This is a genomic window from Kosakonia oryzae (assembly GCF_001658025.2).
Classification (GTDB): domain Bacteria; phylum Pseudomonadota; class Gammaproteobacteria; order Enterobacterales; family Enterobacteriaceae; genus Kosakonia; species Kosakonia oryzae.
Genome location: NZ_CP014007.2, coordinates 4,267,653 through 4,289,617, shown reverse-complemented (window position 1 = coordinate 4,289,617; position 21,965 = coordinate 4,267,653). Strand labels below are relative to the sequence as shown.

The following is a 21,965-nucleotide window of genomic DNA, read 5'->3' as shown; positions in this document are numbered from 1 at the left end:
CTCCCATGAAGAAGCGATTTTCCGACGAACAGATCATCACTATTCTCCGCGAGGCCGAAGCCAGCGTTCCGGCCCGGGAACTTTGCCGCAAGCATGCTATTTCAGACGCCACCTTTTATACCTGGCGCAAGAAGTTTGGCGGCATGGAATTGCCTGAAGTCAAACGCCTTAAGGCACATGAAGAAGAGAGCGTCCTCCTCAGGACGCTGCTCGCTGAAGCCATGCTGGATAAGGAGGCGCTTCAGGTGTCTATGGGCCGAAAGTTCTGACGACAGACAGAAGCGGAAAACTGTGGCAGTTATGTGTGAGGCAACGCCGGTCAGCTATTGCAATAAAAGCTGTTAAAAAAGCGTTTCGCTAATTTCAATTTCATCAACCCGAACTATATCTGTCATAGTGAATCCACGCATATCTTCGCTAAAATCCTGACTTTGCATATATTGGCGATTTAAAAGGTTAACATCGCATTCTTCAGGGAAAGTGACCACCGCGATAACCTGATTAGCTTGCTCATTAGCACCCAGATATACGCTGTTAATGAAGATGCCAAACTTCGGTAAGCTCACCATATGTTTTGGCCAACAAGTGCGGAAATATTTTTCTGCACTTTCTTTATCTTTTAATGTATAGATTCTTAATTGTTTCATTGCGCGTCACCTTATCATTCGGAAATAGTTAAAAAACATAACTAACTTACAAAAAGCGATAAGAGTGTTTTATGCAAAAAAACACATGTTACGTTTTTTCTGATAACGATTGATGAATGATTTAATTTCTCTTATGCCCGCTATTCACGATGAATCGACGCGAGAGTCATGCGCGCTATTTCACTCCCGTCATCTATATCGGGTTTGGGTGTGATAGACACTGCTGCAAACCCTGAATAGTGTCAGACAAAACGAAAAACTATTGCTGACCTGCTCATGTGGTTTTGCGTGAGAAATAAAAACCGGCCAGGAGGCCGGTAAAGGAGATGTCCAGTCTGTACCGCCATGATAAAGCTCGCGATTAGGGGGATCGCGAGACTGTGGCCGTTATCGGGCTAATTTTTCCCCAGGCTGGCGTCAAATTGTTTCCAGCTTTCTGTCATATCCACCACGGTTTTCGATTTTCGCGCTTCGTCGATTTTAATCGCGGTGAGTCCGGCTTCCAGTGCGTCCACCACCGTGACTTTCAGCGGCGTTCCCTGTTTAATGTGTTTCACAATCTCTTCGGCCATCAGCGCATCAGCACCATAGTGACCATCGTAAGCGTTGCCGCTGTAAGTGGTATCTACTTCACGCTCACCGGTACGGGCGTTATGCACGCGGAAATAGTTACGCACAAAATCACCTTCCGCCATGCCGTCGGTGCCCATTACGCAGAAACGACGGAACTCATCCGGCACGTTGAGGTTGGCGTGAAAGGCCAGGGTGGCGCCACCGGCGTATTCAATGATGGCTGTCTGGTAATCGACGATATCGGCGTCGCTATCAAACACCGCGTCGGTACTGGACCAGCCGCTCGGCTTGATATGATACACCTCGGAATCAGGGGTGACGGCACCCTGCGGCGCGTGTTGCGGGGTAAAGGATTTACGGCCACCAAAGCTGGCGACGCGTACCGGGCGCTCACCCACTAAGCCCTGATAAAGATCGATATCGTGACAGCATTTTTCCAGAATGTACGGACCGGCGTATTTCTCCAGCCGACGCCAGTCGCGCTGGAAGAAGGCTCCATGGTATGGCTTGATATGTTCGGTGGCTTCGATGGAGGTAATCTCTCCGAGGCGTTTATCATCACGCGCCATCAACAGGTCGTGGTACAGCGGCGAGTAGCGCAGCACCAGACCGACCAGAATACGCTCGTGACCATACTGCTGCACCAGCCGCGCCATCGACATCGTCTGTTCTTCATTGATGACCACCGGCTTCTCGGTGAAGACGGTATAACCCGCTGCCAGTCCCTGACGAATATGCTCAAGATGCATAAAGTTCGGTGAGCCGATCAACAGCAGATCAAAACCGCCATGGCTCAACAGTGCGTCGATGCTGTCGAATGCCTTGCCGGGATCGATACCGAAGGTGTGAAGATTGGGTAAACCCGCCGGAGCCGGATCAACATAACCCACTACTGAGAATTCTGTATCGGCTTTGCTGAACTCTTTCACCACATGGGAAAGACGAAAGCCAAGACCAATAATGCCCACTTTCATGTTATACCCCTGAAGCCCGTTGCCTGTTCGCTGCCCGACCCGTCAGGCTGCTGATAATCTGACCGCTAACTTATTACGGCTGAAAAACTAATGTCAATGAGTATCCTGAGTTCAAAAAGCGGGATTTTTATTATTTATATGATTTTAATCATTTTTATTTGGTGTTGTATCTTCCATATTTATTTGTTATTGCGATTTAAGTTTTTTTACCCTATCTTTCGCACATCTATAAAAGGTCATTCCGAGCGGTGCCGGGCAGGAGGAAGCGCGTGCAGTCATTGATGCTGGGTATTGATGGTGGTGGTACGCGCTGTCGTGGACGTCTCACCGACGCTCAGGGACAATTGCTGGCGGAAGCGCGCGGCGGGCCGGCCAATGTCTGGTCGCACTTTGAAGCGGCGATTGACGCTATCGAGCGGGTGATTGACGATCTTTTCACTCAGGCGGCGTTACCGGCAGCGGCGCGGGCACAAACCGTGCTGGTGGCGGGGCTCGCCGGGGCGAATGTCGCCTCGGTCAAAGCACGTCTGGAGAGCTGGCAGCCGGTCTGCCAGTCGCGCTATGTTTTTACCGATGTCGAAACGGCCTGCGCCGGGGCGCATAATGGCGCGCCAGGGGCGGTATTTATCACCGGCACAGGCAGCCAGGGCGCGGCGTGGGATGGCACACAGTTTACCCTGCTCGGCGGCTGGGGATTTGCCCTCTCCGATGCGGGTTCAGGCGCGGTGCTGGGGCAGCGTGCGCTCCGACTGGCGCTGCTAGCCCATGAAGGCATTGTGCCGTCCTCGGCGCTGACACAACGCATCATGGCGCATTACCACGACAGCCCGGAACAGATGCTAATCTGGTCACGTCAGGCAACGCCAGCCGACTGGGGGCGGATAGTGCCGGACGTTTTCGCCGCTGCGCATGCGGATGACGTGCATGGCGCCGCGCTGGTTCAGCAAACCGCTGCGGATATCGCACTGATGATACAGCCGCTACTGGCGCGCAGCCACGGTAAGCTGGCGTTGATGGGGGGCCTGGCCGCGCCGATCCAGCCCTGGCTTCCGGCGGATATCGCCGCACTACTGGTGCCTCCGCAGGGCGATGCGCTGAGCGGTGCGCTACGGCTTGCCAGCCAGTTCAGTATGAACCAACCCGCATAACCTTTTCATTCTGCTGAAAAAGAGAACCATGATTGCTCCGAACGTAACTGCCCGTATTCTGCGGCTGATTGTCGAAAATGCGCCGATCAGCCAGTCCGATCTCAAAGTGCGCAGCGGCCTGAGTATGTCAACGGTCTCGCAGGCCACTAATCGCCTGCTGACCGGGGGCATCGTACAGGAGCTGGGGCTGCGACGTGTCTCGATGGGGCGTCCCAAAACCCTGCTCGGTCTTAATCCCGACCACGCCAGCGTGATCGGCATCCAGCTCAATGCGGAACGTAATCTGATTGTGCTGACCGACCTGGGCGGCAATATTATCGGTGAGCAGCAAATGCCTTCCGGGGCCATGACACCGAAACAACTGGGTGATGCGCTGGCAAAGTTTCTGCGCGGCGTGGAGAACAGAAAGGTGGGCGCCATTGGCCTGGCGCTGTCTGGTCTGGTGGATGCCAGCAATGGCTATTGCGTGCGCTCACGCGTGCTGGACTGGGATAACGTTCCGATTGCCATGCTACTGGAGGAGCGCTTCTCGCTGCCGGTATTTATCGAAAATGACGCCAACGCTTTAGCGATGGCGGCGCTGGTATTTGGTCAGCTTGGTCATGCGCAATCGGCAATTATCGCCACCTTTGGCAAAGGGATTGGCGCAGGTATTCTGCTCGATCGCCAGCTCTATCGCGGCCGTCATGGTAAAGCGGGTGAGATTGGCAATGCTCTGCTGGGGGATGGCTCCGAGCGCCTGCTGGAAGATGTCGCTTCATCGCAAGCGATTCTGCAACGGGTGGCCGCCACGCTGAAAGATGAGGTGCCGCAGGCGCTGCGCGATCTGGATATGCGCCCGACGCAGGAGGTGCTGAGCGCGCTGGCGGAGGCCGGGCATCAGTTGGGTATGTCGCTGGCAAACCTGTCGATTGCCTATGATCCCGATGTGGTCTATCTGGCGATGGAGCCACAAATGGCATCGCGCATTTTGCTGGATAATATCACCCAGAGTTTCCAGACCTATCGCCTGAAACTGACGCCGCATATGACGCCGTTGCAGTTTATTACCGAATCAAATCGAATGTGGGCACAGGGTGCGGCGGGTTTTGCGGTGAATAAATTGCTGGATTTGCTGGCTGCACAGGCGGATGAAGAAATAGCGTCGTAAAAATTTGCACTGTATCGCGTTATCTGGCATTCGCGGGTTTCGTTCTCCTCAGGCGAAGGCTGCTGCAGGCCGCGGTTCGCCCGCAAAAGTTGGATGCTGACTAAGCCATAGGTGAGTACATCCGCTATTACAATCATGAATGTATCAACCTGAGTTCGGTTGAATATCGAACTCAGGCTGCGCTGCAAGGCGGGAGTGAAATTCCGTAATGCCTTGCGGGTGGAAGCTCCATGGCGCTCAACCGCCGCTATTGCACGTGTAGCGCCTTTTACCGCAACCGCATTCCCCCCTCATCAAACAACAAACAACTCCCCGCATCCAGTTGGTAACGCACCGGCTCACCCATCTCATGGCTTGCCACGTTACGCTCCTCAATCACCAGCAGCCGCTCCAGGCCTACATCCAGATAAAGATAATTGGTGTGGCCCAGCATCTCACTGAACGACAGCGGTGCGCTAAAGCTTAACGGCGCGCTGGCTGAGCTGGCCGGCTGAAAATGTTCGGGACGTACGCCAAGCGTCACTTTCTGCCCTTCCTGGCAGGCAGCGTCAATCTTCATGGTTAATGCGGGAAGGCCGAGAGAAGGCACGCGCAACTGCACTTCGCCAGGCGCGATGGCGGCCACTTCTGCGGGTAAGAAATTCATCTTTGGCGAACCAATAAATCCGGCGACAAACAGATTGTCCGGATCGTGATACAGCTCCAGTGGTGCACCGACCTGCTCAATACGGCCCTGACGCAGCACCACTATACGGTCGGCCAGCGTCATCGCTTCCAGCTGGTCATGGGTGACGTAAATCATGGTATTACCCAATGAGGCGTGCAGCCGGGCGATTTCGATACGCATCTGCAAACGTAGCTCAGCATCCAGATTCGACAGGGGTTCATCAAACAGGAAAATGCGCGGATGGCGAATAATAGCGCGCCCAATCGCCACGCGCTGACGTTGCCCGCCTGACAAAGCACGTGGCAGACGATCAAGCAGCTCGGTCAGATGCAGGCGCTCCGCAGTCTGCGCAATGGCCTGTGCGATCTCGGTTTTCGGACGCTTCATCACTTCCAGCGGATAAGCGAGGTTGCCGCGCACCGTCATATTCGGGTAAAGCGCGTAGGACTGAAACACCATGGCGATACCGCGCTCGGTCGCTGGCTGGTGGGTCATATCCGCGCCCTCAATCAGCAGCTTGCCATCGCTGATCTCCTCCAGCCCGGCAATCATGCGAAGCAGCGTCGATTTTCCGCAGCCCGAGGGGCCAACAAACACCACAAATTCACCGCTGTTGATGGTGAGATCGATACCGTGAATCACGTTCACTTGCTCGTAAGACTTCTTAACGCTTTGCAGATGCAGGCTGGTCATACTGTGTCTCGCTTAAAGTAACTGGCCCATATAAATGGCGTTGCTGCGCACGATGGGCGTGAAGCCAAGGCGCTGATAAAAACCGCAAACCTGCTCATTTTGCAGGCTAACGCCGAGGTGCACGCCGGGCACATTCGCCTGGCGCAGCAACGCCAGCAGTTGCTCAATCAGTTTGCGCCCCCAGCCACCCTGCTGAGCGGATGGCAGCAGATTGATATGCAGGTGCGCTGGCCACTGGCTTACCAACAGATCGGCGGCGGTCTCCGGCTGGAAGAGGGTATCCAGAACTTTGCTGTCGAGCGGGGCGCTGGCCGGATAGCCACGATATTGCGCCTGCAACATCGGCCACCACTGCTGGTTCAGCAGCGCCTCGAAGGCACGGGTATCCGGTACGGCCACCGCATAGCCGACCACCTCGCCTTGCTGTTCCAGCACCAGTGCGAAATCCGGCGCAAAACGAGCGTAGGGAATCACAAAGCGCAGGCCGGGCAGGGCGGGGTCAGAATAGAGCGCTGTCGCGTCTTTTCCGGCATTGGCGGTTTCTAAACAAATACGCGAGAGCGCGGGAAAATCCGCCCCGGTAGCGTGACGAATAACAGCTTCAGCCGTCATGGTGGTGCCTCTGTGGTCAGGAGATAGACAGTTTTTACGGTAATGAAAGCGTACTTAGTTTTCAAGATGTAATAATTGCGTTGCCCTGCAAAGAAAACGCTAAACATAACCACAGCGCATGACCAGCAACGCGACAATGCGGCAATGATGCAGCGGCAAGCCCTTAATCCGCGAGCTTTTTAACATTTACTCGTGAGCGGTATTCATAACTATACGATTTTCATATGCTCTATCAGTGAGTTAATGCAGTTTAAAAGCACGAGTGAATTATGCTGAGCTTACGTAAAGCGTGACCGGTTGCATCGGCATTCTGGCTAATTAAGCAGCATTCCCTGCTGATTACCCCACTTTTCTTCTCACTTTTCGCACTGCATCACAGAGCAAAAATTACTCGCTGTACAGGTTTGACTTTATTTTTTTCATAAAGTAAGTATGGATATGAGCGTTATTTCTGCTGAATCAGCCTGCGGGAACTGCGGGTGCCGAGATGAAGGGATGCCAGTCATCTGTTGGAGAAACCGAGCATTATGTGTGATTCAACCGTACGTTCGCAGTACTTCTGTAGCTCTCTTCGCACCCTGTCTCGTCTGGTTTCCGCGGGGGTGCTGCTCGGCGCAGCGATGACCTCGGCGCAGGCGGTGACCCTGAATGAGTGGGACATTTATAACTATCCGCAGCAGACAGAAGCGGTGGATGAAGCGATCAAAGTGTTTCAGCAGCAGAATCCTGGCATTGTCATCCAGCGTTCTGTGCACTCCTTCGAAGATACCCGTATCCCGCTCAAACTGGCGCTGACAGCGGGTGATGGCCCGCAGATCGCCCAGGTTAACCAGGGCGGTGGCGACATGGGCTCTCTGGTGAAAGACAAGCTGCTTTGGCCGCTGGATGATTACGCCAAAACCTACGGCTGGACAACGCGCTTCCCGGATTCAATCCTGAAACGTAACCGCTGGTCCGATAATCAGGACTTCGGCAGCGGCAAACTGTATGGCGTCGCCAGCCTCGGTGAAATGGTTGGCCTGTATTACAACAAAGCGTTGCTGGATAAAGCCGGTGTCGCCGTGCCAAAAACTCTCGCTGAGCTGGAACAGGCGATGGAAAAGCTGAAAGCGCAGGGCACCCCGCCAATGATGCTGGGGTTGCTGGATGGCAACATGGGCCAGCAACTGCTCAGTACTCTCTGGGAAGCGCAGATCGAAAGCAGCGATCGTAAAAAACTCGATGACCTGATTTACGATGTGGGCGGTACCTTTAAAGATGACAAGCTGGTGAAGGCCGCCAACATGATGAAAAGCTGGAACGACAAAGGCTATTTCTTCACCGGCTACCAGGGGATTGGCCATGACGATGCCGCCACTCTGTTCCAGAACGGGCAGGCCGCCTTCCTGGTGAGCGGTACCTGGTATCTGGGGCAATTCAAAGATAATAAAGATATTCATTTTGCTGCGATGCCAATGGGCGCGGGCGTGCAGCACGCGCTGATGGTGGGAGGAACTGACCTCGCGTACTCCATCACCAGCACGGCGAAAACCAAAGAGCAGCGGGATGCCGCCGCAAAGTTCATCGACTATATCGTGTCGGATGAGATGGCGAACCGCTGGCTGAAAGTGGGCTTCCTGCCCGCCAGCGCCAGCAAAAATGCGCAAATCCCGGCGGATAACCCGTTACTGGCCGAGACCTACCAGGTGTGGGTAACGCTGAACGAGCATGATGGCCTCGGTCATTACGTGGACTGGGCGACCCCGACCATGAACGCCGAACTGAATCAGAATGTGCAGCAACTTCTGGCCGGGCGGCAAACCGCCGACCAGATGGTTGCCAGGTTCGACGACAACTATCAACGCTACCTGAAAACCCTGAAGCACTGATAATTCCGGCCCGGCAGTGATGCCGGGCCGCTGACAGGCCTGCAAGCGAGTACGGTTATGCTGAACAAATCTGCCTGGCGCAATGCGCTCTACCTTCTACCCGCAGTGCTGGTGTATGCGGTTTTTCTGCTGGTGCCGTTGCTGGCATCGCTGGGTATCAGTTTTACCGACTGGGATGGCACCTCCGTGCCAGTCTTCAGCGGCATCAGCAACTACCTGCGTATGTTCAGCGATCCGGTGTTCTGGGTGGCGCTGGGCAACAACGCATTGCTGATGTTGTTCTATACGCTATTGCCGATTAGTGTTGGTTTGCTGCTGTGCAGTTTCCTGTATGAAACGCGCAATAATAACGAGCGTAGCCTGTTGCGCATCTTCTTTTTCCTGCCGTATATCATGCCGATGGCGGTTCTTGGCGTGGTGTGGCGCTGGTTGTACAACCCGGCATTTGGCCCGATCGACCAGTTTTTGCGTGCGATTGGTCTGCCGCAGTTGGCGCTGTCATGGCTGGGGGATTTCAACTGGGCATTGCCTGCCGTCGGCATAGTAGCGACCTGGTATTTCTTCGGTTTTTGCCTGGTGCTGTTTATGTCGGGATTGCAGCGCATGGATCCCTCGTTGCTGGAGGCGGCCGATCTGGATGGCTCCTCGCGGCGGCAAAAATTTATGCGTATCACGCTGCCGTCACTGCGCCCCGAGTTACGTATCGCGCTGCTGCTGACGGTTATCGCCAGCCTGAAAGCCTTCGATCTGGTCTACGTGATGACGCAGGGTGGGCCGGGCACCTCAACCATGGTCACCAATCTCTTTATGTATAAGCAGGGCTTTGACCTGCACTACTTCGGCTATGCCTCGGCCGTTGCGGTATTCAGTATGATGATTGTGTTGTTGATCAACGCGTTAATCCACTTTGCTATTCGGGAGCGTCACTGATGCGTGGCACGCCAGCCGTTTTTCGTGCGCTTATCTGGATCGTGGCGCTGATGACCATTCTGCCGTTCCTGATGGCGCTGATGACCTCATTCAAAACCCAGATGGAGCTGTTCCAGGGCGTCTTTACCTTGCCTGCGTCACTCAACTTTAAAAACTACGTCACTGCCTGGCAGCAGGGCCATTTCAACGTTTACTTTATGAACTCGGTGCTGGTGGTGATCCCGGTGGTGATTTGCAGCATTCTGCTCGGCATTCTGGCCGGTTTTGGCTTTGCCTGGCTGAAGATCCCCGGCAAAAAGGTGGTGGCAGCGCTGCTTGGTCTTGGCATGGTGCTGCCGAGCGAAGCTTTTATTATTCCGCTGTATCACGAGCTGCGCTGGATGGGGCTGACCAACACTTACCTGGCACTGATTCTGCCGCAGATTGCCCTGTCGCTACCGTTTACCACGCTGATGATCGCTACGGCACTACAACAGGTGCCGCGCGAGTTAGTGGAAGCTTCAGTGATGGACGGCGCATCACGGCGTAAAATTCTGTGGGGCCTTCTGGTGCCCGCCATCTGGCCAACGTTATCGACGCTGGCGCTGCTGCTGTTTATCTGGACCTGGAACGAGTTCCTGATCCCCCTGATTCTGGTGAACAAAGATGAACTACGAACCCTGCCGATCGGCATGATGTTTTTCCAGAATAAAAACACCATTGATATCCCGGTGCTGATGGCGGGGGCGATGATCGTCATACTGCCTCTGGTGGCTGTATTCCTGATATTCCAGCGTAAATTTATCAGTGGCGTAACCGAAGGCGCGGTGAAATAAGCCCCTAAGGTGGTACCATCTCAAAAAGGGCAGGGAACTAAAACAGCTCTATTTACAGTAGGTTAGGCTTAGCGTGCCGCCTGCAGATAACGCTGTGGTGACACGCCCAGTTTTTTACGAAACATAGCAATAAACGCGCTGGGGCTGGCATACCCCAGCTCGCTGGCAAGCTGTGTCACCGCGCTGCCGCGCGCCAGATTACACACGGCCTCCATCAGCCGTAGCTGCTGCTTCCATTCGGAGAAACTCAGTCGCGTTTCTTCCCGGAACAGTCGCGCCAGCGTGCGCTCGCTGGCCCCGACTTTCTTTCCCCACCAGGCCAGCGTCTCTCCGTGATCGAGCTGGCGGCAGAGGATATCGCACACTTGCCGCAACCGGCGGTCGGCTGGCAACGTAATATGACAGAGTTCCACCGGCGCTAAACGGCGGAATTCGTCGCTCAATAGCCCATAAATCAGCCCGGTGCGTTCAGCGGAGAGCGATGCCTCCAGCCCGGCATCCAGCAGCGCATCGAGTAGCTGCGTCACGCTGCTCCCCCGGCACTGAGCGGGCTGGCGCTGCGAAAATGCAGGATTAAAATAGATATTATGCGTGACCACATTATCAATGGCCTGCAGCCCGTGCGGGATCCCGCCAGGTATCCAGATTGCTCTTCCCGGTGACAGCAGCCAGATATGCTGCGGCGTAACAATTTTCGCCACGCCGCGACGTGCCCAGATAAGTTGCCCCTGAGGATGCTGGTGGACGGGTTCTTCACCGCCTCTGCCGTACTGCAACTGGCGAATACCGTCAATGCCGTGCTGAGATGTCATCTGCCATGCCCTTTGTCCGATTCAAACCATTTTTTATCCTGATTGCTGATTAGGCAGACAAGCTTTGTCTGCCTGGCAACACTCTTGCCTTGAGTTGCGCCATTCTGCCATGCTTCCGCTTCTCTTTTGAAGTTGAATAATTATCATTTCCATTCAATTCTAATAACAAGCGGAAGTGCTATGAAACACACAGGTCATTTATTCAGGGATAACTCATTGAAAGTGATGGTGTTAAGCATCATTGCAGGATACAGCGGGCATGCTTTTACTGCCGACCTCGGGAAGGGTAACACAAAAGAAGAGACGCTGGTGGTCAGCGCTGCCGCCTCTCAGGGGGAAGAGGATGAGAATACGCTGGTGGCACATAATGCCGCAGCAGTGACCAAATCCAATCAACCCATCAGCCGGACTTCGCAGAGTATCTCCGTCGTGACTCAGGCTGAGATCGCCACGCACGCCGCCAGAAATATTCCGCAAGCGCTGCGCTATGTCTCAGGCGTTACTTCGGAAAATTCGGGTGCTGATACCCGCTTTGACACGATCATCGTGCGCGGTTTCGAAGCGGATGAATATCTCGACGGTCTGCGCCTGCCCAGAGAAGCCTGGTGGAGCCGTCCCGCCTGGGAGCCGTTCCTGCTGTCACGTATTGAGGTGGTAAAAGGGCCGTCGTCCGTGCTGTATGGTCAGGCGAATCCCGGCGGCATCGTTAACATGGTGAGCAAAATGCCGCAGGCCACGCCAGCGGGCCAGATTTACGTCAGTAGTGGCAATCACAATCAGTTTGGCACGGGGATCGATACAACCGGCGCACTCAATGAGTCTCAAACGCTGCTCGGACGCATCGCCGGAACCTTCTTCGACACCGAAACCCAGGTGGCGCATACCCGCTATCAGCACTATGACATCGCGCCTTCCTTTACCTGGCAGCCGGATGCGCAGACCTCGCTGACGCTCCTGTCTCAGTTGCGTAAAGATCCGGACAGCGGCTTCTACAACCAGATGCCCACTTCCGGCACATTGACGCACAATCCGTTCGGTAAAATCTCCACGGACACCTACATTGGTCAACCCGGCTACGATAAGTATCAACGCGAGCAGGGCAGCGTGGGCTACCAGTTCCGCCACGATTTCAACGATATTGTCACCTTCCGGCAGAATGTGCGCTATCTCAGCAGTACCGGTCGCTATCGGATGGTTTATCCCGTGGGCATACACGCGGATGCGCCGCTGGTCGATCGCGCCACGATGAACATCAAAGAGACGATGTCTAACTTCGCGATGGATAACCAGGCGGAGTTGCATCTGCAGAGCGGGCCGGTGCAGCACACCCTGCTGGCCGGTATCGATCGGATACATACCTCAGTGCGCAGCCGCTCGGGGTACGGTGATGCTGGCTCCATCAACTATCTGGATCCGGACTACAACACCTCGGTAGACGACACGCCTTATACCAGCAGTACGCACAATACTCTCGACCAGACCGGTTTCTATTTGCAGGATCAGATGGAGCTGAATAACTGGATCCTGAGTCTTGCTGGCCGCTATGACGATGCCAAAACCAAAAATATCGATTTGTTAAGCGACAGCCGTACGGAGCGCAATGACTATGTCACCACCGGACGCGCCGGTCTGCTCTACCACTTTGATAATGGGCTTGCCCCCTATATCAGCTACTCCACCTCATTTGTTCCCAGCAGCAGCAATGATTACAACGGTCATCCGTTTAAACCGACCCGTGGGAAACAGAGTGAGATCGGCCTGAAATACGATCCTGTGGGGTTGGATGCGCTGTTTACTGTTGCCCTCTACAATCTGCGCGAAACTAACATGGCCACCGCCGACACGGATCATCCTGGCTTTAGCATTCAGACCGGAGAGGTCCGCTCCCAGGGGCTTGAGTTGGAGGGGCGCATCAATATGACTCCGGCGTGGACGGTTCTGGGCTCCTGGAACCTGATTAGCCAGACGGTCCGCAGCGCTAATGACGGCACCCAGGGCAAACACCCGGTGGGGGTATCCCGCAATACGGGGAAACTCTGGAGCCAGTACGCCTTTAACGGCGCGCTTGATGGCTTCTCGATTGGCGGGGGAGTGCGCTATATGGGCACCAGTTACGCGAATACCAGCAACACCCTGAAAGTTCCGGCGGCAACTGTCTACGACGCCCGGGTCGCCTATCAGTGGCGCCAGTGGCAGTTGGCGCTCAATGCGGACAATATCGGCAACAAAACCTACATCGCTTCATGTAATAACCTCGGCTGCGAATACGCGCTTAAACGTCAGTACGTCGCGACGGTAAGCTACGCATGGTAACGATGTTATCCCGGCGAAAGCTGCTGCTGGCCACGTTGCTCACCCCGCTCATCAGTTGGGCGGGGAAATCCTCCGCACCGCCGAGGCTGGCGGTGCTGGACTGGGGATTGACGGAGATGCTGCTGGCTCTGGGCATCACGCCAGCGGCGGTTGCCGCACCGGCGTGGTATCGCAAATTGATTCCGGTGCCGCCATTGCCGGAGTCGGTGGTGGATCTTGGGCTGTTATTTCAGCCAAACCTGGAGACGCTGTGGGCGCTCAAACCGGATATGATCGTCATAACGCCGCAGCACGCATTGCTGAAACCCACGCTGGAAAAGATCGCCCCCACGCTTACGCTCCCGACGCATACCCTGGCGGGATTTATCACCGCCACCCGGGAGCTTGGCGCAAAATTTGATCGCCAGCAGCAGGCCTCCGCCCTGATTGCGCAGTTGCAGCAAACGCTCAATCGTATCGCGCGGCAGGGGCGCGAGGTGAAGCTGCCGGTCTTTCTCGGCACCGCCGTTGACACTCTGCATTTGCGGCTCTGCACCGCCGACAGCCTGCCCGGCAACGTGCTGAGCGCCTGCGGGTTGCGCAATGCCTGGCGCGGCAGTGCGGGGGCGGAAGGCAGCGTGCTGGTCGAGCTGACCCGCATAGCTGATACGCCTGCCAAACTACTGCTGTTTGTGCCAGAAGATCAGTGCGACGCGATGCAACGCTGGCGTCAGAGCCCTCTGTGGCAGCAGTTGCCCCTGACGCGTCCGCAGAACCTCAATCTGCTGAACACGCAGTTCAGCGATACGGGCGCACTGATCACGGCCGGGCGCTTCGCGACACTCCTGAATGACAGAATAGAGGCGTGGCGAAATGAGTAGTACTCGCCGTGGCTGGGCGCTGATTGTGTTGCTGTGGCTAACTGCCGCGCTGATGGCCCTGTCAGAACTCCACCGCCAGGGCGGCTTCAGCGCGCTCTTCGGCGCCACATCCCCCTCTTCGTCGGCGATTATCTTGCGCAGCATGTGGTTCCCCCGACAAGGGATGGCGCTGCTTACAGGCGCTACACTGGGAATTTGCGGCTGGCTGATGCAGCGCGCGTTACGTAACCCGCTGGCAGAACCTATTACCCTCGGTATGACAGCCGGGGCTACGCTGGCGATGGGGCTCGCTTCACTGTGGTTTCCTGCGCTGCTCGCCAGTGCCCGCCCGGCTCTGGCAATAGCTGGCGAGCTTGCGGCGCTGTTGGCCGTCATTCTGCTGAGCTGGCGGCAGCGTCTGTCTCCGCTGGTGATGGTACAGGCGGGGATGATGATTAATCTGTGGTGCGGAGCGCTCACCCTGCTTATTGCCATCATCAATGACCGCTTTCTGTTGCAGGTATTGATGTGGGGCGGCGGTTCGCTGGCGGTTGAGAGCAGCCAGCCGTTGCGCGATCTTTTGCTCCCTCTGACCGCCGCTTTTGCCGTTCTGCTGCTGATGCTCAGGCCGCTGGCGCTGCTGCAACTGCCGGAAACGATGGTCAATAGCCTTGGTGCCTCGGCGCTGCGCATACGGAGTATGGCGGTTCTGCTGGCGCTGGTCATGAGCGCCTTCACCATTAATGCTGTTGGCGTGATCGGCTTTCTCGGCCTGGCAGCGCCCCATCTGGCCCGCTTCGGCGGCGCGCGAACATCTCGCCAGATGCTGCTACATACGGCACTTCTGGGAGCCGGGCTATTGTGGTTTACCGATCAGTGCGTTGCGCGGGTCTCGCTGGCAAATGGCCAGCTACTGCCCGTCGGTATGCTCACAGCGGTGACTGGCGGCCCGCTGCTGATGTTGCTGGCGCGTTTCTCCAGACCGGGAACGTCTCCAGTAACGGGGCCGGAGCCCGTTGCGCCAGCAACCGCCGGTGCCGCATTGTTCTGGGTCTCCGGCACGCTTTTCCTGCTGGCGGTGGTGGTATCACTCTATATGGGCCACGGCCTGCGGCAGTGGCGTTGGGCCAGCCCGGATGAACTCGCCCATCTGCTGCCGCTGCGGGTGCCGAGGCTGATGGCGGCGCTCAGCGCTGGCGCGCTGTTAGCGGGCGCTGGCGTATTGATGCAGCGGGTCAGCGGCAATCCGTTGGCCAGCCCGGAGGTACTGGGTATTGGAGGCGGTGCCGCCATGGGCGTCATGACATGGGTTGTGCTTTTCCCCGCCAGCAGCGGCGGGCTGCTACTGAGCAGCCTGAGTGGGGCAACGCTCAGTCTGCTGCTGACGTTGTGGAATAGCCGTCGCGGAGCGTTCAACCCGCAGCGCGTCTTGCTCAATGGGCTGGCGCTGAATGCTCTCTGTCAGGCCACCGTCAGCCTGGTGATGCTCAATAATCTCAAGGCAAGCGCCATGTTGCTGCCGCTCATGACCGGCAGCACCTACTACATCAGCGCGCCGCTGGCAGAGATCCTCTTCGTATCGACGCTGCTGTTGCTGGCCGTGGTTCCGCTATTTCGCCGCTGGCTGCTGCTGTTACCCATGGGCAGTATTGCCGGTTCGCTCGGCGTCTCTTTACCGTTGGCGCGGGTTGCTGTCCTGAGCCTGGCCGCCGTCATGACCGGGCTGGCGACATTACTGGTGGGACCGGTATCGTTCATTGGCCTGTTGGGGCCACATCTGGCGCGCAGGCTCGGTGCCAAAACACCGCTCTCGCAGCTCTATGCCGCAGCCCTGCTGGCCGCCACCATCATGACGTTTGCCGACTGGATTGGGCGCAATGGCCTCTATCCACGTCAGTTGCCTGTAGGGCTGGTCGCCTCGCTGATTGGTGTCCCGCTGCTGATATGGCCACTGCTGCGGGGCAATGTATCCCGGCAGGCTGAATAACGAGTGTGAATAAAGTGAAAGGAATACAGATGTCGGTATTGATAATGGTCTTCAGGATGGTACGAGGCTGGCTGATCCTCGCCACGATCGCTGGACTGATCAGCGGTTTTTGTAATGCTACCCTGCTGGCAATGATTAACCACAGCCTTAACCAGCCTGTGTCCGCCGCCTGGTTCAGCCCCGGGGGCGACTTTGCTCTGCTGACCCTGCTGATGCTGACTACCCGGGTTATCTCTCAGACGACATTTATGTCGCTGGGCCAGAAAGTGAAAGCCCGCCTGCGTAAACAACTGGTCCGGAACATCAGTGAAACCAGCTGGCTGCAGTTGGAAAAGGCCGGAATGGCGAAAGCGTTATCGGCACTGACGCAGGATCTCGATACGCTGGTGGTCTTTTTTGTTAGCCTGCCCAACCTCTGTATCTATGGTGCAGTGATCGCTGGCTGCCTTATCTATCTTGGCAATCTGTCGCTGAGCGTTCTGCTGCTGGCTATCGTTGCCATCCTGTTGGGAAGTTTCGGCTATCGCGCGGCTCAGGGCCCGGCAATGGGGCTGTTGCGCACGTCACGTCAGCGGGAAGATACGCTGATTCAGCAGTGTAAAAAATTGTTCGATGGCGCCAGGGAGTTCAGGCTCAATATCATGCGCCGCCAGCAGTTTGTTGGCGTTGAGTTGTCCCATACCATTGAAGCCGTTCGCCGGGAGCGTACCCGGGGATACGTCCTGTACGGTCTGGCCAGTAGCTGGGGCAGTATTCTGTTTTTTGCCTTTATCGGCCTGGTGCTTTTTGGGCTGCGTGACGTGCTGGTGCTCGATACCCGAACGCTGACCGGTTATATCGTGGTCTTCTTGTATATGGTGGTTCCGGTGGAAGGCATCCTCTCTGCGTTGCCCGCCATCGCAGGCGCCCGGATCGCTATGCAGCGGGTCCAGCAACTCAGAACCGGATTAAGCCCGGAAATTTCGCCGAAAACGCACGCGGCAGAGCCTTTTACCTCGCTGGCGCTGGAGAATATTCACTACCAGTATCAGGGTGAAGACGGGGAACGTTTCTCCCTCGGCCCGCTGAGCCTGACCTTTACGCCAGGAGAACGAGTCTTTATCGTCGGTGGCAACGGTAGCGGTAAAACCACGCTGGCAAACTTGCTGGTGGGGATCTTCCCCGCTGACAGCGGCCAACTGTGGCTGAATGGCAAGCCCGTCGCGGCAGACGATCTGCAGTACTGGCGTCAGCACTTTTCAGTGATCTTCAGCGATTTCTTTCTGTTTGATGATGTCGCGTTCGTCACCGATCGGACACAGGAGCAGGTGGAGCATCTTCTAAATCTGCTCAAACTTAGCCATAAAGTCAGCTTTCGCAACGGACGCTTTTCTACCGTCGCACTCTCGCAGGGGCAGCGCAAAAGATTGGCCCTGTTGCAGAGCTGGCTGGAGGAGCGTCCGATCTATCTGTTCGATGAATGGGCCGCCGACCAGGATCCCGAGTTTAAGGCCGTTTTCTATCTCGAACTGCTGCCGATGCTGAAAGCCGAGGGGAAAACCGTGATCGCCATTACCCATGACGATCGCTATTTCCATCTGGCGGATCGGCTGATTAAGCTGGAGTCGGGCCAGATTGTCGAACACGCTTCACCGCCAGGGTGACAACGCCGCTCCGCTTTGGCTGCGGCCGCTGGCCTTGCTGGCAGAGCAAGGCCACGGTGGCCCGCATCCGGCGCGCAGCGTTACAGTTCATCCCGTTATATTACCTTTCATCCCCGCTTATTGCCGTTCGTCACATGCTGTAGTTTTTGCTGGCGACACTCCTTAGATTGAATGCCATTAATTCATGCATCTACAAGGGGAATGGCTATGTTGTCATTTTCTGACATTAAAAAAGACTACAGGCTGGGGTCGCAAACGGTACAGGCATTAGGTGGCGTGAATGGCGAAATCCACCCGGGAGAAATGGTGGCGCTGTGTGGCCCATCGGGTTCCGGGAAAAGTACCCTGCTGAATATCCTGGGCATGCTTGATATGAACTATCAGGGAAGTGCATTTATTGATGGCACACCTTTTCCCCGCAAAGTTAAAGAAGCTACCGCATTACGCCGAAGCAGTCTGGGTTTTGTTTTTCAGCGTTTCAATTTAATTCCGGTAATGACCGCTTTTGAAAATGTCGCTTATCCCTTAACGCTGAATAAATTCAGTACGAAAGTAAAAAAAGAAAAAGCGGAACAAATGCTGGCGAAAGTCGGGCTGGAAGATTTTCTGCAATATCGTCCGGAGCGTTTATCCGGCGGCCAGCAACAGCGTGTAGCGATTGCAAGAGCGTTAGTACATCAACCCCGGTTAGTGATTGCCGATGAGCCGACAGCCAGCCTGGACAGCCACTCCGCCAACACGATTATTCAGATCATGAAAACGCTCGGTCATGAAATGGGCACCACGTTCGTGATCGCGACGCATGACCCACGGATGGCAAGCCAATGCGACAGACATATTAATCTGGTTGATGGGCTTATCTCCACTGAGGAGATCCAATGGAACGCCTGATGCCCATAAGTATTAAAAGCGCATGGCTCAACCTGCAACGTAATAGCCGGCGATCGACACTGTCAATTCTGATTATCGCCGTGGTGGTCTTTGCATTATGTTGTATTGGCGGCTTTGGCCTGTATACCTATCAATCGCTGATGAAGGAAACGGCGATGAGCATAGGTCATATTACGCTGAGTCAGCCGAACTATTTTGCGCAGGAAGAAGAGATCCCGCTGGATAATGGCTTATCTGACTATTCCATGATCGGTAAAACACTGGTTTCAATTCCGGGAATTCATGCCATTCTGCCGCGAATTGAATTTAATGGTTTAATCAGCAACGGACGAAAATCGACCATTTATATGGGAACCGGAATTGATCCTCAGGAATTTGCTATTAAAGGTGAGTTTCTGGCAATGAAATCCGGGAAACCATTATCTCCCAAGCGTGACGATCCCGCAGCAAAAGACGATCCTGAGGTAATGCTGGGCGCGAACCTCGCGCAAAACCTGAAAGTGACCGTTGGCGATGTTGTGACACTGCTATCAACCACCACGGACGGTGTGCTTAATGCTATGGATTTCAAAGTGCAGAGCATTTTTTCTACCGGCGTTCCGGATCTTGATAAACGGCAGCTTTACATCAATATTGCCGCCGCGCAGGCGCTGCTTGCCACGCATAAAGTCAGTACGCTGTCGGTCTATTTATTTGAAACACCACAAACCCCGGTGCTACAAAAACAGATCGAAGCAAAACTTCATACCCTAAAACTGGCAGAACCGGTGATCGCGACACCGTGGCAGAAATTAGCGGTCTTTTATGATGGCGTTAAAAATTTATACAACCGCATTTTCGCCATTATGGGTGGCGTAATGGCGCTGGTTGTCTTCGCCGCGCTATTTAACTCCATGACCATGTCGGTAACGGAAAGAACCCGTGAAATAGGCACGCTGGCTGCGCTTGGTACCTATCCACAGGAAATTATTCGCGGTTTTTTGCTGGAAGCGGGATTAATGGCAATGTGCGGAGCAATGGTGGGCGGCGGATTATCTGCGGCGCTGGCGCTGTTATTAACGGTCGTTGATATCAGAATGCCGCCTGCGCCGGGCAGAACAGAAAGTTATCCGCTGCATATTTATTTCTCTGCGGAGCTGTTTATCAGCGTGGCGCTCGCCGTCGCCATTATTTGTTTTGTTGTTGCGTGGTTTGCCGCCCGAAAAGGTGTGAAGAAACCGATCATTGAGGCACTGATTTATGCGTAAAATATTGGCATTGTTATTCGCCGCGGGAATTGCTTTTTCCGCTCAGGCAGAAACAGTCGAACAGATGCTCACAAAAGCGGATCAATATCGTTCCAGAGAGCCTTATGCAAAAGTAACCACCGTGGTTAAGCTCTACCAAAATAATGAGCTCGATACGACCAGATTGTACGATGTGTATATCCGGCCCATGCGCGAGTCACTGGTATTATTTAAATCGAAAGCCGAGGAGGGTCAGAAATTACTGATGCTCGGTGATAATTATTGGCTATTGATGCCGCAAAGTCGTCGGCCAATCAGAATCACGCCCATACAAAAACTCCTTGGCAATGCGTCCGTCGGTGATATTTCTACCCTCAACTGGAGCGAACATTATCAGGGAACGCTGCAAGGGACGCAGGATATCGTGATACAAAATAAGCACGTCATGGCGAATCACCTTGAGTTGACAGCAAAAACGGCAGGTGAAACCTACGCAAAAATTCAGTTATGGCTGGATGCAACGAACGATTTCCCGCTAAAAGCAGACCTCTATTTGCTATCACAAAAGATGGCGAAGCAGGCCATTTTTACCGCGGATAATCCGCTTCATCCGCAAAAAATAGTTTCAATGACATTACTGGATAGCATACAGCCGGAGAAACAAACGGTTATTGATTACCAGAATGTCGTGCCCTGGCAGCTGGATGAAAAATATTACAATCCGGCCTATTTAATTCAGCAGCCAAGGGTAGATCTGTGACCGCTCCGGGTCGTCTATGTCTCTTATCCATGCTGATTGTTGGTGCGCGGGCTGAAGCTAAACTCGATGTTAACTGGACATGGCAAAGCAGTTTAGAAAGTGAGCAATACCGCCACACGCTGTTAAACGACACTTCTGGCGGGTCGATACAGTCTCTGGATTCGCTGGTCACGGCAACGGCCGAGTGGAACAGCGTAACCGGGACCTTTGCCCTGGAAGGCAATAATCTGTTAACAACAGATAGTCAGGACTCCGTTTCTAAGAAGTTGATTGTGCAGGAGTTATTTTGGCAGCCAGAAACCGAACTGGCAGGTGTGCCGCTTGATTTAAGCATCGGGAAGCAACGGCTGGACTGGGATGTCGGGTACGGATTTCGCCCCCTGGATATTTTTAAGTCGTACGAGCGCAACCCGGTAGGGATACAGGTGGACGAAGGTGTTGGCGCGGCCACGGCGTCCTGGTTTGACGGTGTCGGTCAATGGGAACTGGTGGCAACCGATGAGTCCTGGGCCTCAACCAATACGGACCAGGCTCGGCTGGCGGAAAAACAGCACGGCATCGGTCTTCGGCGCTATGCCCTGGTGGGGAGTACAGAACTCCAGGGAGTGATGTACTTTGATCAGGTTCATCGCGGTACTGTTGGGGGTTCCGTCGTTGCTGTCCTGACGCCGGCACTGGAGCTGCACAGCTCGTTTGCCTATGCGCAGCGTTATCAGTCTTATAAACAAGGCGATATGTATGAGCCGGTCAGGTGGGGAACAAGTAATGATTCGTATCAATTTTTGCTGGGTTTCAATTGGGCCAATACCACGGGTTTGAATATTATCGGTGAATATTGGTACGACGGGCGTAGTTGGGATAAGAGTATGTGGAAAAAGGCGCTTCAGCGCGCAGAGGAACTCTCGCAGCATCCGGCAACAACAGGTTTGGCCAGCAGTTATTCCTGGGGGCTGGACAATACCAGTTTAGTTGCACAGAACATCATGCTGCACTTTAAGATGAATATGTCTGCTTTACATCCCAAATATTTGTGGCTTGAAAAATTAGAACCCAGCCTGGATTTACTGGTTTCGCCAACTGATGGTGGTCTGGTCGCAACCCCAAGGCTCTCATACCCGGTGTATGAGTCAGGAGAATCTGATATGAAGATTGAACTGGCAAGCCGATTTTATACCGGTGCGGGAAATTCCGTGTATGCCAACATGCCGGATCGGGATTTGATTTTTATAAATCTTAAAGGAAATTTCTAATCAATATGATATAATTTTCGGAATAAAGCAGGGAAACAGGTTAATGCAGAGAAATATGAGTGGAAACTTCCACCATAATATAAAGCTAAAAGGACATTCGGGATGCGTAGGCTATTACCGGTAAGCCAAAAGTTTCGCACTCAGCTAATACAAACAAGTTTGTACTG

The 21,965-nt window shown here is 54.7% G+C and carries 18 protein-coding genes and 1 pseudogene; 14 read left to right on the top strand and 5 right to left on the bottom strand.

The genetic code is table 11. The annotated features are described in order from the left end of the window. Positions 1 to 5: 5 nt before the first annotated feature. Positions 6 to 324, top strand: a pseudogene (locus tag AWR26_RS20410) (transposase); the annotation flags it as partial. A gap of 17 nt (positions 325 to 341) precedes the next feature. Here AWR26_RS20410 and AWR26_RS20405 read toward each other — a convergent pair. Continuing rightward, complete coding sequence (locus AWR26_RS20405) at positions 342 to 647, bottom strand: hypothetical protein (protein ID WP_064568320.1); 306 nt, start codon at positions 645 to 647, stop codon at positions 342 to 344. 395 nt (positions 648 to 1,042) lie between these two features. Then, the gene (locus AWR26_RS20400; protein WP_064568319.1) at positions 1,043 to 2,194 is read right to left on the bottom strand and encodes a Gfo/Idh/MocA family protein; all 1,152 of its coding nucleotides are present in this window, start codon (positions 2,192 to 2,194) and stop codon (positions 1,043 to 1,045) included. Positions 2,195 to 2,475: 281 nt separating this feature from the next. Here AWR26_RS20400 and AWR26_RS20395 point away from each other — a divergent pair, with 281 nt between their 5' ends. Both AWR26_RS20395 and AWR26_RS20390 read left to right on the top strand, forming a co-directional pair. Beyond that, positions 2,476 to 3,342, top strand: coding sequence for a BadF/BadG/BcrA/BcrD ATPase family protein (locus AWR26_RS20395; protein WP_064568318.1), 867 nt, complete (start codon positions 2,476 to 2,478; stop codon positions 3,340 to 3,342). A 28-nt stretch (positions 3,343 to 3,370) separates the two neighbouring features. Next, on the top strand, positions 3,371 to 4,492 hold the full coding sequence (locus AWR26_RS20390) for an ROK family transcriptional regulator (RefSeq protein WP_064568317.1): 1,122 nt from the start codon (positions 3,371 to 3,373) through the stop codon (positions 4,490 to 4,492). Positions 4,493 to 4,760: 268 nt separating this feature from the next. Here the strand turns inward: AWR26_RS20390 and AWR26_RS20385 are convergent, their stop codons facing one another. Together AWR26_RS20385 and AWR26_RS20380 are read right to left on the bottom strand one after the other, a co-directional pair. After that, positions 4,761 to 5,852, bottom strand: a complete 1,092-nt coding sequence (locus AWR26_RS20385) for an ABC transporter ATP-binding protein (RefSeq protein ID WP_064568316.1) — start codon at positions 5,850 to 5,852, stop codon at positions 4,761 to 4,763. A 12-nt stretch (positions 5,853 to 5,864) separates the two neighbouring features. Further along, on the bottom strand, positions 5,865 to 6,464 hold the full coding sequence (locus tag AWR26_RS20380) for a GNAT family N-acetyltransferase (protein WP_064568315.1): 600 nt from the start codon (positions 6,462 to 6,464) through the stop codon (positions 5,865 to 5,867). A 527-nt stretch (positions 6,465 to 6,991) separates the two neighbouring features. Between AWR26_RS20380 and AWR26_RS20375 the strand changes: the two genes are divergently transcribed. From AWR26_RS20375 to AWR26_RS20365, 3 genes are read left to right on the top strand one after another with little or no spacing between them, the layout of a single operon-like run. Then, entirely contained in the window at positions 6,992 to 8,332 is a 1,341-nt protein-coding gene (locus AWR26_RS20375) for an ABC transporter substrate-binding protein (protein WP_064568314.1), read from the top strand. A 57-nt stretch (positions 8,333 to 8,389) separates the two neighbouring features. Beyond that, a complete protein-coding gene (locus tag AWR26_RS20370) occupies positions 8,390 to 9,262 on the top strand; it encodes a carbohydrate ABC transporter permease (protein ID WP_064568313.1) in 873 nt (290 codons plus the stop codon). Beyond that, a complete protein-coding gene (locus tag AWR26_RS20365) occupies positions 9,262 to 10,077 on the top strand; it encodes a carbohydrate ABC transporter permease (RefSeq protein WP_064568312.1) in 816 nt (271 codons plus the stop codon). Before AWR26_RS20370 ends, AWR26_RS20365 begins: the two co-directional genes overlap by 1 nt. Before the next feature lie 68 nt (positions 10,078 to 10,145). On the opposite strand, the gene AWR26_RS20360 is transcribed toward AWR26_RS20365, so the two are convergent. Further along, a complete protein-coding gene (locus tag AWR26_RS20360) occupies positions 10,146 to 10,889 on the bottom strand; it encodes an AraC family transcriptional regulator (protein WP_064568311.1) in 744 nt (247 codons plus the stop codon). A gap of 180 nt (positions 10,890 to 11,069) precedes the next feature. Here AWR26_RS20360 and AWR26_RS20355 point away from each other — a divergent pair, with 180 nt between their 5' ends. From AWR26_RS20355 to AWR26_RS20320, 8 genes are all read left to right on the top strand, one after another. Further along, complete coding sequence (locus AWR26_RS20355) at positions 11,070 to 13,202, top strand: TonB-dependent siderophore receptor (RefSeq protein WP_064568310.1); 2,133 nt, start codon at positions 11,070 to 11,072, stop codon at positions 13,200 to 13,202. After that, entirely contained in the window at positions 13,196 to 14,062 is an 867-nt protein-coding gene (locus AWR26_RS20350; RefSeq protein WP_244256209.1) for an iron-siderophore ABC transporter substrate-binding protein, read from the top strand. The genes AWR26_RS20355 and AWR26_RS20350 overlap by 7 nt, the downstream gene beginning before the upstream one ends. Then, a complete protein-coding gene (fhuB, locus tag AWR26_RS20345) occupies positions 14,055 to 16,028 on the top strand; it encodes a Fe(3+)-hydroxamate ABC transporter permease FhuB (protein ID WP_064568309.1) in 1,974 nt (657 codons plus the stop codon). Before AWR26_RS20350 ends, fhuB begins: the two co-directional genes overlap by 8 nt. 29 nt (positions 16,029 to 16,057) lie before the next feature. Further along, positions 16,058 to 17,671: a cyclic peptide export ABC transporter gene (locus tag AWR26_RS20340; protein ID WP_064568308.1), complete on the top strand. Its 1,614-nt coding sequence runs from the start codon at positions 16,058 to 16,060 to the stop codon at positions 17,669 to 17,671. A 207-nt stretch (positions 17,672 to 17,878) separates the two neighbouring features. Then, positions 17,879 to 18,562: an ABC transporter ATP-binding protein gene (locus tag AWR26_RS20335; protein WP_064568307.1), complete on the top strand. Its 684-nt coding sequence runs from the start codon at positions 17,879 to 17,881 to the stop codon at positions 18,560 to 18,562. After that, positions 18,562 to 19,809 carry an ABC transporter permease gene (locus tag AWR26_RS20330; RefSeq protein WP_244256208.1) on the top strand — a complete coding sequence of 416 codons (1,248 nt, stop codon included), beginning with the start codon at positions 18,562 to 18,564 and terminating at the stop codon, positions 19,807 to 19,809. Before AWR26_RS20335 ends, AWR26_RS20330 begins: the two co-directional genes overlap by 1 nt. Further along, the gene (locus AWR26_RS20325; RefSeq protein WP_064568305.1) at positions 19,802 to 20,548 is read left to right on the top strand and encodes an outer membrane lipoprotein-sorting protein; all 747 of its coding nucleotides are present in this window, start codon (positions 19,802 to 19,804) and stop codon (positions 20,546 to 20,548) included. Before AWR26_RS20330 ends, AWR26_RS20325 begins: the two co-directional genes overlap by 8 nt. Beyond that, complete coding sequence (locus AWR26_RS20320; protein WP_139227848.1) at positions 20,545 to 21,798, top strand: hypothetical protein; 1,254 nt, start codon at positions 20,545 to 20,547, stop codon at positions 21,796 to 21,798. Before AWR26_RS20325 ends, AWR26_RS20320 begins: the two co-directional genes overlap by 4 nt. The last annotated feature ends 167 nt before the right edge of the window (positions 21,799 to 21,965 follow it).

Excerpts from the sequence above, each read along its gene's own strand:
- AWR26_RS20375 (WP_064568314.1), top strand. The coding sequence starts at position 6,992 with ATGTGTGATTCAACCGTACGTTCGCAGTACTTCTGTAGCTCTCTTCGC.
- AWR26_RS20350 (WP_244256209.1), top strand. The coding sequence starts at position 13,196 with ATGGTAACGATGTTATCCCGGCGAAAGCTGCTGCTGGCCACGTTGCTC.
- AWR26_RS20355 (WP_064568310.1), top strand. The coding sequence starts at position 11,070 with ATGAAACACACAGGTCATTTATTCAGGGATAACTCATTGAAAGTGATG.
- AWR26_RS20400 (WP_064568319.1), bottom strand. The coding sequence starts at position 2,194 with ATGAAAGTGGGCATTATTGGTCTTGGCTTTCGTCTTTCCCATGTGGTG.
- AWR26_RS20405 (WP_064568320.1), bottom strand. The coding sequence starts at position 647 with ATGAAACAATTAAGAATCTATACATTAAAAGATAAAGAAAGTGCAGAA.
- AWR26_RS20360 (WP_064568311.1), bottom strand. The coding sequence starts at position 10,889 with ATGACATCTCAGCACGGCATTGACGGTATTCGCCAGTTGCAGTACGGC.
- AWR26_RS20365 (WP_064568312.1), top strand. The coding sequence starts at position 9,262 with ATGCGTGGCACGCCAGCCGTTTTTCGTGCGCTTATCTGGATCGTGGCG.
- AWR26_RS20370 (WP_064568313.1), top strand. The coding sequence starts at position 8,390 with ATGCTGAACAAATCTGCCTGGCGCAATGCGCTCTACCTTCTACCCGCA.
- fhuB (WP_064568309.1), top strand. The coding sequence starts at position 14,055 with ATGAGTAGTACTCGCCGTGGCTGGGCGCTGATTGTGTTGCTGTGGCTA.
- AWR26_RS20385 (WP_064568316.1), bottom strand. The coding sequence starts at position 5,852 with ATGACCAGCCTGCATCTGCAAAGCGTTAAGAAGTCTTACGAGCAAGTG.
- AWR26_RS20340 (WP_064568308.1), top strand. The coding sequence starts at position 16,058 with ATGTCGGTATTGATAATGGTCTTCAGGATGGTACGAGGCTGGCTGATC.
- AWR26_RS20325 (WP_064568305.1), top strand. The coding sequence starts at position 19,802 with ATGCGTAAAATATTGGCATTGTTATTCGCCGCGGGAATTGCTTTTTCC.
- AWR26_RS20390 (WP_064568317.1), top strand. The coding sequence starts at position 3,371 with ATGATTGCTCCGAACGTAACTGCCCGTATTCTGCGGCTGATTGTCGAA.
- AWR26_RS20380 (WP_064568315.1), bottom strand. The coding sequence starts at position 6,464 with ATGACGGCTGAAGCTGTTATTCGTCACGCTACCGGGGCGGATTTTCCC.
- AWR26_RS20330 (WP_244256208.1), top strand. The coding sequence starts at position 18,562 with ATGCCCATAAGTATTAAAAGCGCATGGCTCAACCTGCAACGTAATAGC.
- AWR26_RS20335 (WP_064568307.1), top strand. The coding sequence starts at position 17,879 with ATGTTGTCATTTTCTGACATTAAAAAAGACTACAGGCTGGGGTCGCAA.
- AWR26_RS20395 (WP_064568318.1), top strand. The coding sequence starts at position 2,476 with ATGCTGGGTATTGATGGTGGTGGTACGCGCTGTCGTGGACGTCTCACC.